Origin of the sequence: Microbacterium sp. 13-71-7 (genome assembly GCF_002257455.1) — a bacterium.
Lineage (GTDB): Bacteria > Actinomycetota > Actinomycetes > Actinomycetales > Microbacteriaceae > Microbacterium.
The window spans coordinates 1-11,969 of record NZ_NCKN01000126.1 but is presented as its reverse complement, the minus strand read 5'-3'; the positions used below and the strand labels follow the sequence as shown (position 1 = coordinate 11,969).

At 72.7% G+C, this 11,969-nt stretch carries 12 protein-coding genes; 10 read left to right on the top strand and 2 right to left on the bottom strand.

The features are described 5' to 3' along the window. On the top strand, positions 1-552 hold a 552-nt coding region (locus B7X32_RS12785; protein ID WP_292720139.1), incomplete at its 5' end, for a winged helix-turn-helix domain-containing protein. A gap of 249 nt (positions 553-801) precedes the next feature. On the opposite strand, the gene B7X32_RS12780 is transcribed toward B7X32_RS12785, so the two are convergent. Continuing rightward, the gene (locus tag B7X32_RS12780) at positions 802-2,019 is read right to left on the bottom strand and encodes a chitinase (protein WP_292720136.1); all 1,218 of its coding nucleotides are present in this window, start codon (positions 2,017-2,019) and stop codon (positions 802-804) included. Positions 2,020-2,255: 236 nt separating this feature from the next. Between B7X32_RS12780 and B7X32_RS12775 the strand changes: the two genes are divergently transcribed. The 7 genes from B7X32_RS12775 to B7X32_RS12745 all read left to right on the top strand — a co-directional run bounded on the left by B7X32_RS12775 (position 2,256) and on the right by B7X32_RS12745 (position 9,124). Continuing rightward, positions 2,256-3,851, top strand: a complete 1,596-nt coding sequence (locus tag B7X32_RS12775) for an ATP-binding protein (protein ID WP_292720133.1) — start codon at positions 2,256-2,258, stop codon at positions 3,849-3,851. Continuing rightward, positions 3,848-5,002: a hypothetical protein gene (locus B7X32_RS12770; protein WP_292720130.1), complete on the top strand. Its 1,155-nt coding sequence runs from the start codon at positions 3,848-3,850 to the stop codon at positions 5,000-5,002. The genes B7X32_RS12775 and B7X32_RS12770 overlap by 4 nt, the downstream gene beginning before the upstream one ends. A gap of 66 nt (positions 5,003-5,068) precedes the next feature. Then, the gene (gene tsaB, locus B7X32_RS12765; protein WP_292720127.1) at positions 5,069-5,740 is read left to right on the top strand and encodes a tRNA (adenosine(37)-N6)-threonylcarbamoyltransferase complex dimerization subunit type 1 TsaB; all 672 of its coding nucleotides are present in this window, start codon (positions 5,069-5,071) and stop codon (positions 5,738-5,740) included. Next, positions 5,737-6,348 (top strand): ribosomal protein S18-alanine N-acetyltransferase, encoded by a 612-nt coding sequence (gene rimI / locus B7X32_RS12760; protein WP_292720124.1) that lies wholly within the window; start codon positions 5,737-5,739, stop codon positions 6,346-6,348. The genes tsaB and rimI overlap by 4 nt, the downstream gene beginning before the upstream one ends. Continuing rightward, positions 6,341-7,450 (top strand): tRNA (adenosine(37)-N6)-threonylcarbamoyltransferase complex transferase subunit TsaD, encoded by a 1,110-nt coding sequence (gene tsaD / locus B7X32_RS12755; RefSeq protein WP_292720121.1) that lies wholly within the window; start codon positions 6,341-6,343, stop codon positions 7,448-7,450. Before rimI ends, tsaD begins: the two co-directional genes overlap by 8 nt. Next, positions 7,447-7,890 (top strand): hypothetical protein, encoded by a 444-nt coding sequence (locus B7X32_RS12750; RefSeq protein WP_292720118.1) that lies wholly within the window; start codon positions 7,447-7,449, stop codon positions 7,888-7,890. The genes tsaD and B7X32_RS12750 overlap by 4 nt, the downstream gene beginning before the upstream one ends. Positions 7,891-7,894: 4 nt before the next feature. After that, the gene (locus B7X32_RS12745) at positions 7,895-9,124 is read left to right on the top strand and encodes a hypothetical protein (protein ID WP_292720114.1); all 1,230 of its coding nucleotides are present in this window, start codon (positions 7,895-7,897) and stop codon (positions 9,122-9,124) included. A 6-nt stretch (positions 9,125-9,130) separates the two neighbouring features. Here the strand turns inward: B7X32_RS12745 and B7X32_RS12740 are convergent, their stop codons facing one another. After that, the gene (locus B7X32_RS12740) at positions 9,131-10,339 is read right to left on the bottom strand and encodes a class I SAM-dependent methyltransferase (protein ID WP_292720112.1); all 1,209 of its coding nucleotides are present in this window, start codon (positions 10,337-10,339) and stop codon (positions 9,131-9,133) included. A 52-nt stretch (positions 10,340-10,391) separates the two neighbouring features. Here B7X32_RS12740 and B7X32_RS12735 point away from each other — a divergent pair, with 52 nt between their 5' ends. Together B7X32_RS12735 and groES are read left to right on the top strand one after the other, a co-directional pair. Next, positions 10,392-11,327, top strand: coding sequence for a hypothetical protein (locus B7X32_RS12735; RefSeq protein WP_292720110.1), 936 nt, complete (start codon positions 10,392-10,394; stop codon positions 11,325-11,327). Between the two features lie 138 nt (positions 11,328-11,465). After that, positions 11,466-11,762 carry a co-chaperone GroES gene (gene groES, locus B7X32_RS12730; RefSeq protein WP_292720108.1) on the top strand — a complete coding sequence of 99 codons (297 nt, stop codon included), beginning with the start codon at positions 11,466-11,468 and terminating at the stop codon, positions 11,760-11,762. Positions 11,763-11,969: the final 207 nt, after the last annotated feature.

The window sequence follows — 11,969 nt, the reverse complement described above, 5'->3', positions numbered from 1 at the left end:
GCCCACCCTGCCGCCACGGCGCCGGCCGCCACGCCACCCGCGGGCACGGGATCGGCCGGCCCCGCGCACGCCAGCACCGGCGCGGCGGGCGCAGGCGCCGCGGTGCCCGCCGCCACGGAGTCCGGTGCCCCCGGCCACGGACAGCCCGCGCCCGCCCGCAACCCCTCCGTCACGGCGGCGATCCCGACGATCGGCACCGTGGGGCAGTGGCATGCGCACCGCGACATCAGACTGGACCCCGTCACGCACACCGTGCTCGTGGCGCAGCGGGAGGTCGAGCTGACCCCCACCGAGTTCGATCTGCTCGCGACGCTGCTCGAATCCAAGCGCCGCGTGCGCAGCAAGGCGGATCTCGCGCTCGTGCTGCGCGGGGAGGCCTTCGGATCCGCGTCCTACGTGGGTGAGCCCGACAAGCGCGCGATCGAGGCGCACATGGCCAACCTCCGTCGCAAGATCGGCGACAGCACCGCAGAGCCGCGGTACATCGAGACCGTGCGCGGCGTGGGCTACCGCCTCACCGCGCACACGGACGGCGCACCCTCCCAGGGCTGATCCGCGGTCCGCCCTCCGGGGAAGACGGGGCGCCGAACCCCCGTTCGGCGCCCCGTCGGCGATCCGTTCATCGCCTGTGCGGCACGGACCGGACCCGTGCCTCCCACGGAGTTCCGGGCGCCGATCCCGATCGGCACCCGGCCTCCGCGTACCGGCACCGAGTCCCCATCGGTGTCCGGTCCCGCTCCCGGGCAGGGTCCCGGGAGCGGGTCGGCGCCTTGTCCCGAGGCGCCACCCGCTCCGTCCCGGTTACGGGTCCCTAGTCGGAGCGGGGGTCGATGCCGGCGGCGGTGCCGGCGAGCCTGTGAAGGGCGCCGTCGCCTCGCCCGCGGTGGCCGCGGTCGGCGCGGGGGATCCCGCGAGCGCGTGCTCGACCGCGAAGCCGCGGCCCAGCACGGCGGCGAAGGCGGCCTCGCCCTGCGCGATGCCGCTGCAGGAGTCGGAGGCGGTGCGCCCGTCGGGATGGTCGGCGTCGCAGGCGCGGTCGCGGTTGAGCGACCACATCGAGACGCGGGCGATGCGCTGCTTCTGCGCGAAGGCGTTCAGCGTCGCCGCATCGTCGAGGGCGAACACCTCGCCGTTCACGTCGTTCTGCCCGATCATGGGCGTCGCGCCCATGATCGCCCATGCGCCGCCGTCGGGAAGGGCGAGGTGCAGATCGTCGTAGAGCCGGCCGAGCTGATCGTGCACGGCGGTGAGCGCCGTGATCGCGGTCCTGGCCATCGACCGGTCGGCGAGCGGTGTCCCGTAGTCCATCGTCATCGCGTTGATCCCGGTGAGACGCACGCCCGCCTGCAGCAGCTGGCGGATCGCCCGCAGCCCGTCGGTGCCGAGCCCGTCCTGATCCGAGGGGAGCGTGAGCCAGACGGCCAGATCCGACCCCTTCGCCCGCGCCCGCGCCTGCAGTCCCGCGATGGCCGCCGCGCGGCGGTCCCCTGCGACGACGTCGCCGAGCGCCGTGTTCTCCAGGTCGAAGTCGACCGTGGTGACCGTGTAGTGCTCGAGCACCTTCGCATAGGCGCTGACCAGGTCGCCGACCGCTCCGCACGCGCTGGCGAGCTCGGTGCCCCGTGCGCCGCCGAACGACACCGTCACGGCGGCGCCGGCCTCGCGCTTCTGGGCGATCCGGCGGTCCAGGTCGAGCGCACGGCTCGCCTCGGCCAGCGAGTAGACGCCGCCCCAGGCCGGGCTGCACGCATCGCCGGGGCCCGCGGTGACGAATGCGAGCACGACGGCATCGGAGCCCGCGCCGGGCAGGGCGGCCGCGGCCGGGTGCGCCGCCGTGACGTCGTAGTATCCGCCGAACCAGCGGGGGCCCTCGGCGGCACCGGGGGCCGCCTCGTGGCGGAGCAGGAACCAGGGGACCACGATGATGCCGGTCGCGACGGTCAGGGCGACGAGCAGACCCACCAGCACGCGCCAGACGGACGGGCGTCCGCCGGACGGGGGTGCAGAGGGGCCGGTCATCACAGCACGCTCCCTTTCTGCCCGTCGACGGCGTCGTGCGGATCCGCCGGTGGAAGAGGGGATCCGGTCTGTGGGGGACCTTCGTTGCTGCGATGCTAGGCGGCGCGATATATCCGTTGAAGGGGCTTCGGCGCTTCTTTGGATAACCTTGCGGAAGCGTTGAGCCACCCGGCGCGGCCGGGGCGGAGCGATGCGTCCCGCAACCGGATCCGCGCCGTGCGGGAGAGAGGATCGGCATGTCCCGCAGGGCGTCGATCTGGCGTTGGCAGCTCATCTTCGTCAGCACCACCGTCGCGGTCGCCGTGCTCGTGGCGGCCCTCAAGCCGACCGTCTTCGCCACGCCGCTCTTCACCGCCGGACTGGCGCTGTCGGTGCTGACCACGGCCGTGGTGCTCGTGCTGCCGTGGGACCGCATCCCGCCCGCGGGGATCCTCGCGGTCCCGATGATCGACATCTGCGCGATCGGCCTCACGACGCAGGCTCCCGACATCCGCCTCGGGTTCCTCTGGGTCATCCCGATCACGTGGATCGCGACGTACTACTCGATGCTCGCGGTGTTCGGCGGCATCGCCCTCATCACGGCCTTCCTGTTCACCATCGCGAACCAGACCGGCCTGATCTCGGACGTGGTGCTCCGTGTGCTCATCACGGCGTTCGGGCTCGGTTTCCTCGGCACCACGATCCGCATCGGGGTGCGGCGCTCGCGCGCCTCCCGCCGCCTGCTGCGCCGTCGCTCCGAGCAGATCGACCGGGTGGCGCGACGGGCCGAGACGCACGAGCGCCGGGTCACGCAGATCATCGACGCCCTCGACACGGCGCTCGCCGCGGTCGGCGAGGACGGCGCGATCCTGAAGGTGAACGACGCCTACCGGCGCCTGTACGGTCTGGACGCCGACGGTCTCGCGCTGCCCGCGCTCGCCGTGGAGTACGACGACCGCGAGGGGGAGCCGATCCCGGTCGAGGCGACCGTGCTGTCCAGGGCCTCCCGCGGAGAGCACCTCGACGGCGAGCGGGTGTGGCTCTACGGCGTCGACGGCGAGTGGCGGGCCCTCGAGGTCGACACGCAGCCGATCGCGAGCGACGCCGACCAGGGCGCCGTCGTCCTGATCAAGATCGACGACGTCACCGCCCGGCTCGCCGCGGCCGAGGAGCGCCGGCTGATGTCGGCGATCCTCACGCACGAGCTGCGCAACCCGCTCACCGCGATCGTCGGTCACGTCGATCTGCTGCTGGAGCGGGATGATCTGCCGGCCCGCGCCGCGGACCAGCTCGGCGTGGTCGCCGGGGCCGCCGAGCGGATGCAGAATCTGGTCACGACGGCGCTGGACGTGTCGCGTCCGCGACCCCGTGTGCTGTCGGAGCCGGTCGACCTGCACGCCCTGGTGCAGGCGTCGGTCTCCTCGTTCCTGCCGACCGCGACCGCCAACCGGCTGAGCGTCGAGGTGGCCGGCGCGTCGACGCTGCTCATCTACGGTGATGCGTTCCGGCTGCGTCAGGTGATCGACAACCTGCTCAGCAACGCCGTCAAGTACACGGCGGCCGGCGGATCCATCCACATTTCGCTCGGCGTCGCCGACGACGCCAGGGCGGAGGTGGTCGTGGCGGACACCGGGTCCGGCATGGCGCCCGCCGATGTGGAGCAGCTCTTCCAGCCCTACTTCCGCGGCGAGCGCGCCGAGCTCAGCGGCGTGCCGGGGACGGGCCTCGGCCTCGTCGCGGTGCGGGAGATCGTGACTGCCCATCACGGCGACATCGACGTCAGCAGCAGGCTCGGCGAGGGCACGCGCATGCGCGTTCTCCTGCCGCGGCGCCCCGAGAGGAACGACGCATGATCCCCCTCACCGCCCCCGTGGGCATCACCGTGAACACGTCCGTGACGCTCGTCGCGCTCGTGACGCTGTCGGCCGCGCTGGTGTTCGGTCTGGCGCTCATGCCGCGCCCCAGCAGGGCGACCATCACGTGGTCGGTCGGGTTCGGCGTCGCGATGCTCGCGACCTACGTGTGGGTCGCCGCGAACCAGTTCGACAGCGCCCCGCTGCGTGCTCTGTCGTCGGGCCTGATCGTGAGCTTCGAACCGCTGCTGTGGCTCGGCATCCGCTATTACGCCGAGAAGCGTCCGCTGTGGCCGGCCGCGGTGGCCTTCGTCGTGATCGGTCCCGCATTGCTCACCGCGTCCAGCACCGTCGACGCGTATCCGACCGTCTTCCGCATCGTCTTCTCCGGCGCGGCCGTGTTCGCGGGGCTCTCGGCGTGGGAGCTGTTCCGCCTGCGGATCAGCGCACGGGACGTCGTGCTGCCGCTGGCGCTGATCTCCTCCGCGTTCGTCGTCGTCGCGGTGTTCGGCATCGTCGCCGGGATCGCGGGCGTCGGATCCGCTCCCGGCGACGAGCTCCGCATGCTCCGCGACATCAACGGCGTCGGGATCCTGCTGACCAGCCAGTGCGCCGCGATCACGATCGTGCTGCTCGCCCGCGGCGAGGTGCTGCTCCGCGGCGGAGGCAGGGGCGGCCGGGTCGAGGGGGACGGCGCGGCGCTGCGGGCGCGCCTCGCCCGCGCGCAGCGGCTGCAGGATCCGTCCTGGTCGCTGCTCGACATCCGGCTGGACGATCCGGCCGATCTGCAGGAGGCCTCTGGCACGGCCGCGTTCGCCAGCATCGTGGACGCCTTCCACGCCCACGTGCTCGGTGCCCTGCCGGCGGCGGCCGACGTCGAGCGGGTCTCCGACGTGCAGGTGCGGGCGCTGCTGCCCGGCACCGAGGAGGCCGTGCGCCGAGAGCTGCGAGGGCTGCTTCTGCAGGTCTCCACGATCGAGGACTCGGGCCCCAGGGCTTCGGTGCGCGTGTCGGCGAGCGTCGGCTGGGCGGGAGCCGCGGCCGCGGACTACGACTTCGACGTGCTGTCGGCCGCCGCGGCCGACGCCGCAGTCCTCGCCCAGGACCGAGGGGGCGACCGCTGGGAGCGGGCAGGGGCGGCGGTGCGCTGAGGAGCCCGATCAGGGGCGGACCGCGCGCAGGGACCGGTCGAGGACCACGGCGGCTAACCTGGAGGGGTGATTCTCGGCGTGGACACCTCACTCGGCTCGGCCGTCGGCTTGATCGGCCGGGACGGACGCACCCTCGCCGACGTGTCGCAGACGGGCCGCCTCGGACACGCGGAGGCGATCGGATCCCTGCTGGAGCAGGTGCTGGCCGCCGCGACGTCCGCCGGTGCAACCTCGGCGACGGCGGATTCCGACGAGCATCCGGCGCAGGATCCGCTCACGCATGTCGCCGCGGGCATGGGCCCCGGCCCGTTCACGGGGCTGCGGATCGGGATCGCCGCCGCACGCGCGTTCGCCCTCGGCCGCGGGGTGCCCGTCATCGCCGTGCCGAGCCACCACGCCGCCGCGCTCGAGGTCATCGAGGCCGATGCCCCCGCGGAGCCGTTCGCGATCCTCACCGACGCCCGCCGCCGCGAGACCGCGGTGACCGTGTACGAGGGGATCGACGTCGACGGCATCCCGCATGCGGTCGTCGACACCGTGCTCGTGCCGCAGGCCGACGTCGACCGCAAGCTCGGCGCGCTGCGCCGCATCGAGGTCACCGCGATCTCGGGCGCGGCCGTCGCGCGCATCGCCCGTCGCGCCGTCGCCGCCGGCCGCACCCTCACCGGATCAGAGCCGCTCTACCTGCGCCCTCCGGACGCGCGCGTCCCGACGGCGCCCAAGAGGGTCGGGCCGTGATCCGCGTCGCGACGCCGGCCGACCTCGACGCGATCATGCTCATCGAACGGCGCTCGTTCCCGACCGACGCGTGGAGCGCGGAGCTGATGGCGGCCGAGCTCTCCAGTCCGCACGGCCGCTACCTCGTCGACGTGGAGCCGGTCGCCGGTTCCGCCTCGCCGGGCGTCGCAGAGGTCGTCGTGGGATACGGCGGCGTGCGCGCGCTGCGCGGATCCGCCGACGGCGACATCCAGACGATCGCCCTCGATGCGGCGCACCGCGGATCCGGCCGGGGTCGGGCGCTGCTGCGCGCGCTGCTCGCCGAGGCGGCGGAGCGGGGTGCGCGCGAGGTGTTCCTCGAGGTGCGCGCCGACAACCCGGTGGCTCAGGGGCTGTACGTCTCCGAGGGTTTCGCCGAGATCGGTCGCCGCGCCGGGTACTACCAGCCCGATGACGTGGACGCCGTGATCATGCGGCTCGACCTCCGCGCGCGGGCGGCCCGGGGGCCCGCCTCGGCGGCTGCGAACGTGCAGGACGGCAGGACGAATGCCGGTTCTGAGGGGGATCCGGCCGGATCCGTCCTGCAGAATGACAGCAATCCTGCTGATGTGAAGGGATCCGATGACTGACCAGCCTCTCGTGCTCGGGATCGAGACCAGCTGCGACGAGACCGGGATCGGGATCGTCCGCGGGCGCACTCTGCTGTCCAACACGATCGCGTCGAGCATGGACGAGCACGCGCGCTACGGCGGCGTGGTGCCCGAGGTCGCCGCCAGGGCGCACCTCGAGGAGATGCAGCCGGCGATCGAGCGTGCGCTCGCCGAGGCGCAGGTGCGGCTCGAGGATCTCGACGCCGTGGCCGTGACGAGCGGTCCGGGCCTCGCGGGCGCGCTCATGGTCGGCATCGGCGCCGCGAAGGGGCTGGCGGTGTCGCTCGGCAAGCCGCTCTACGCCGTGAACCACCTCGTCGGGCACATCGCGGCCGACATCCTCACGCCCGACTCCGTCCCCCTGGAGTACCCCACGATCGCGCTGCTCGTCTCGGGCGGTCACACCTCGCTCCTGCACGTGCGCGACCTCACGACCGACGTCGAGCTGCTCGGCGAGACGGTCGACGACGCCGCCGGCGAGGCCTTCGACAAGGTCGCACGGATCCTCGGTCTGCCCTATCCCGGCGGGCCGGAGATCGACCGGGCCGCGGTCGGTGGCGATCCGGCGGCGATCCGGTTCCCGCGCGGGCTGTCCCGCGCATCGGATCTGGAGAAGCACCGCTACGACTTCTCCTTCTCCGGGCTGAAGACGGCGGTCGCGCGCTGGATCGAGCGCGAGCAGGCGGCGGGCTCCGAGATCCCCGTGGCCGACGTCGCGGCGAGCTTCCGCGAGGCCGTGGTCGACGTGCTCGTGACCAAGGCGCTCGCGGCCTGCGCCGATCGAGGCGTCCCCCGGCTGCTGCTCGGCGGCGGCGTGATCGCGAACCGCCGGCTGCGCGAGGTCGCGCTCGCCCGGGCCGCCGAGGCGGGGGTCACGGTGCGGATCCCGCCGCTGTCGCTGTGCACCGACAACGGCGCGATGATCGCGGGGCTCGCGGCAGAGCTCATCGCCTCCGGCCGGCGCCCCTCCACGCTCGCGTTCGGCGCTGACTCGACGCTGCCCGTGACCGAGATCCAGGTCGCCGAGGACGCGGGCGCCGCGGTCAACGCCCCCGTCGTCGCCGGCATCGAGGTCGGATGATGTCGACCACGGACGGGAAGGACCCGAAGCGCTACACGCGGCTGCCGACGGCGCCCGTGCCCGTAGGGATGGAGAGCGGCCCGCAGCTGGACGGCGGGCTGGAACCGGAGGAGCTGGAGCTCGACCGCGACGGCGCGGAGGTGGTGCACGAGGAATGGCACCCCACGGACGGCACCGAGACCCCGGTGCGCTCCTCCTCGGAGCCCCGGCTCGCGCCGTGGGTGCTGCTGTCGGCGATCGTCGCCCTGTTCGCCTCGCTGTTCGTCGGCTGGGGGATCCCGGTCGCGATCGTGTCGGTGATCGCCGCGATCATGTCCTTGCGCCGGTCGGGGGAGAGCAGGGCCATCGCCGTCTGGGCGCTCGTGCTCGGGATCGTGGCGACGCTCTACAGTGCGGGATGGCTCGTCTGGGCCGGATACCTGTTCGGCTGGTTCGGATAGCGGCATGACGGATCCGGCGGGGGGCGAAGAACGGCGCGAGTTGGAGCGCCGTGCCTTCGGGAGGGACGGATCCGGGCTGAGCGAGGCCGAGGCCGCGCGCCTCGCGGAGCTGCGCCGCGAGGACGCCGCTCGACGCGATCCGGTCTCCGAGACCGATCGGATCCCTGACGCGGCTGAGGCGGCTGCCCCGGCCACTGATGGGGCCGGCTCGGTCGCTGATGCGGCGCCCGCGGGTCCTGAGGCTCTCGACGGGTCCGCGCCCGTGCGGCGGGCTGCCGCGCTCCCCGAGACCGGGTCCGCCGCGGCCCTCGTCCCGGGCCGGGCGACTCCTGCGGTGCCGACGGCTCTCGGGAACGCGCCGAGCACGCCGCTCGGCCGCCTCAGCGCCGAGGTCTCGGCCTGGCTCGCGACCGGCCGCTGGAAGCGCCCGCGCTACCTCGTCGGCGGCCTGATCGCCCTGCTCCTGGTCGGAGTCCTCATCGGCGTAGCGATCCCTCGGCCGCGGGACGTCGGACTGGCGCTGCGGGCGGGCGAGGGCGAACGCCGGGACAAGGTGGTGGAGGGCGCGGATCACGACCCGGGGAGCGTCGCCCTGCTGGCTCGTTCGGACCACGCTCTGCTCTGGTACGCGACGCAGTCCCGCGGCGATCTGGTGTGCGCGATCATCGACGTCGATGGGTCCCCTCCACAGCAGAACTGCCGCCCGAGGGGGACGATCAGCGAGCGACCGCTGGATGTGGCGAGCCAGAGCGAACCCGGTGCGGACGGCAACGTGGCCGGCGATCAGGGCGTCGTTTCGCTGAGCGGGACGGGGGCGCCCATGGGGTATCTCCAGCACTGGTCGTCCATGATGAACCCCGACCCGGGGCTGAATCCCGAGGAGACCGAGACCTGGAAGCGCATCACGTCCGAAAACGGGTTCAGGGCGACGATGATGGCCGGGCGCATGAGCGGGATCCCCGTCTGGGTCGGCTATCGAGAGCAGGGCGATCTCTGCCTGGTCGTGGAGGATGGGAATACGTACAAGGACTGCGGACAGCAGCGCGACGTCTCCTCGCCGTCCCGTTTCGGCACGGATGAGGCTCCGCCCACCCTCGTCCTGGATCTGCCGGCGACGACGTCGCACGTCGCCTACCGGCTCGAGTACTGGACCGGATTCTCGTCCTATCTCGTCATCACCGCGAACCCGGATCCGCAGCCCACGCCGCCGTTCGGGCTCAAGCCCGCAGCCTGACCGCTTTCAGACCCGGTCGGCGAGGATCGCGTGCCGCCGGTCTCCGATGCGCACGAGGATCAGGGTCGCCTCCGCGGATCCGCGGAGCGTGAGCTTCTTGCGGAACGCCGCCGGATCCACGTCCACACCGCGCTTCTTGATCTCCAGTCGGCCGATCCCGGCCTTCTTCAGCGCCGTCGAGATCGCCTTCGGGTTCATGGGCAGGACTTCGCGCAGGCGGAACGACGCGGCGAAGGGGCTGTCGGCGGGGGCATCGGAGGTCAGGTAGGCGATGTGCGGATCCAGCATGCCCGCGTCGAGCCGCCGGGCCAGGTCGCCGATCAGCCGGGCGCGGATCACCGCGCCGTCCGGCTCGTGCACGTACGCGCCGAGCTCGCGCACCTCGGCGTCGTCGGTGTCGGCGGGCGCGGTCAGCTCGTGCGCCCTGTCGCCGCGGAGCACGAGCGCGGCGCGTCGCACACCCTCGCGGGCGAGCACGCCGGACCACAGCACGAGCTCGACCACGTCGCCGTCGGCGCTCACCCACTGCGCCTCGACATCGGCGGGGATCGCGTCGCGGTCGTGCGCGGGCCCGAGTTTGATGCCGGTGGGGATCTGCTCCGCGAGCGCGAACGCCCAGTCCAGCGAGGGGGAGTAGTCGTCGGCGGCGACGCGACGGGTCTCGGAATGCCCCGCCGTGCGCCGGGCCGGGTCCAGCCACACGGCCGCGGATCCGGATGCCGAGGCGGCCGAAGGGGCGGGTGCATGGTCCTCGGCGAACCCGTGGCGCACCTCGGCGTCGGATCCGAACGGCGCGAGGTTGTACGCCGCCAGCGCAGCCGTGACCTCGTCGGCGTCGACCGCCGTCACCCCGAGACCGGCGCCGGCGAACGCCAGCGCATCGCCGCCGATCCCGCAGCCGAGGTCGGAGACGTGCGCGATCCCCGCCGCGCGCATGCGTCCGGCGTGCCGCGCGGCGACGCCGAGTCGGGTGGCCTGCTCCAGGCCGGCGCGGGTGAACAGCATCCGCTCCGCGAATTCGCCGAACTTCGCCATCGCCTTCGTGCGCAGCCGTGCCTGGCCGACGACGGCGGAGACGAACTCGGGGGAATGCCCCTCGGCCCGCAGTCGCATGACCGCGCGGGCGGCGGCATCCGTCGACGCGATGGGCCCGAGGGCGTCGAGCATCCGCAGCGCCTCGGGCGTCAGCAGCGTTCGCAGTTCGCTCATATCCACGCGGTCCAGGCTATCGACGTCGCGGCCCCGCCCGACGCGGACGGAGGAGCCGGTGAGCACGACCACGGCGGTCGAGGACGAGTGGGTGCGGCGGATCGGCCCGGAGGCCGCGAAGATGCGGCGTACGCGGGTGCGACTGCGGATGTGGGCCTGGGCGCTGGTTCTCGTGGCGTTCGCGACCTACACGGTGCTGGTCGGCGTCATCGCGGGATTCCGTCGCACAGGACAGGGCTTCCCCCCGGTTCTGCTGCTGGTGTTCCTCGGGGCGTTCGTCCTCCTGGGTGCGACGGTCTGCGGTGCGCTGGCACGCAGTACCGGATTCCGCATGGAAGGCGCGGCTCTGGCAGCACTGCGTCCGACGGTGAGCGACGCCACGCCCCTGGAGATCCGGGCAGCGCTGCGCGGAATCGATGGTTTCGACCGATGGGTGCGTGAGCGCGGGGCTGGTGCGCGCGTGGCAGCGCCTGCGGCGGTGACGCCCGCAACGCCATCGTCCGTGGCGGCGTCATCCGCAGCCGCCTCGTTCGACCCCGCGCCGTGGCGGCCCGAGGCCTCGCGCGCTCTCCTGCCTGGACGGACGTCGTTCCAATGGTTCCGGCTCGCGCTGGGAATGCTCGTCGCCGCGGCGCCGCTCATGATGGTGGTCATGCTGACCGGCCTCATCCTGCGTCGGCTTCCGGACGGGCCGGTGATCGTGCTCGTACTCTGGTGCCTTCTCCCCGCCTGGATGCTGCTCACTCTCGGCTGCTCGATCCTTGGGCACGCGCGGCAGAACGCGGAGTACCGCGCCGGCTACCGCACGGCGGTGGGGCGGACCAGAGGCGGTGCGATCATCGACGACCGCACCGGAGTCGAACTGGTGGATCCGAAGACAGGTTTCGTGATCCGGCCTGCATGCGCCCCGTCGCTCAACCGTGCGACCTACGATGCGCGGGTCCGCGAGATCCGGGCCGCCCACCCCGACGCGGTCCCGCAACGCCTCGACTGACGTCGGCGGAACCCGGCCGCATGTGTCCCGCGACTGGCACTCTGATTGCGGGAGTGCCAGCGATGTGCCTAGACTGTCGTTAGCACTCTCGGGCTGAGGGTGCTAATCAGTCTTGAACCGTCAAGAAAGAGGTAGACCGTGTCGGTTTCCATCAAGCCGCTCGAGGACCGCATCGTCATCAAGCAGGTCGAGGCCGAGCAGACCACCGCGAGTGGCCTGGTCATCCCCGACACCGCCAAGGAGAAGCCCCAGGAGGGCGAGGTCGTGGCCGTGGGCCCCGGCCGCATCGACGACAACGGCAACCGCGTCCCGCTCGACGTCAACGTCGGCGACCGCGTGCTCTACAGCAAGTACGGCGGCACCGAGGTGAAGTTCGGCGCCGACGAGTTCCTCGTGCTGTCGGCGCGCGACGTGCTCGCCGTCGTGGTGCGCTGAGCACCTTTCGAGTTCCCCAGGGAGTGCCCCGCCGAGTGCGGGTCGGCCCCTGGCACAAGGCCCGGATGCCTCGCATCCGGGCCTTCGTCGTCCCCTCACCTTCGAGTCGTCCCCATGAGCGGACGCCAGGGGCTCCGCTCATGGGGACGACGCGGACTGGGGGGCGGCGGGGCGGGATGGCTTCGAGCGGCAATAGGGTTGATCGGT

Coding starts and splice junctions, on each gene's coding strand:
- B7X32_RS12780 (WP_292720136.1), bottom strand. CDS start 2,019: ATGACCGGCCCCTCTGCACCCCCGTCCGGCGGACGCCCGTCCGTCTGG.
- B7X32_RS12775 (WP_292720133.1), top strand. CDS start 2,256: ATGTCCCGCAGGGCGTCGATCTGGCGTTGGCAGCTCATCTTCGTCAGC.
- B7X32_RS12770 (WP_292720130.1), top strand. CDS start 3,848: ATGATCCCCCTCACCGCCCCCGTGGGCATCACCGTGAACACGTCCGTG.
- tsaD (WP_292720121.1), top strand. CDS start 6,341: ATGACTGACCAGCCTCTCGTGCTCGGGATCGAGACCAGCTGCGACGAG.
- B7X32_RS12750 (WP_292720118.1), top strand. CDS start 7,447: ATGATGTCGACCACGGACGGGAAGGACCCGAAGCGCTACACGCGGCTG.
- B7X32_RS12745 (WP_292720114.1), top strand. CDS start 7,895: ATGACGGATCCGGCGGGGGGCGAAGAACGGCGCGAGTTGGAGCGCCGT.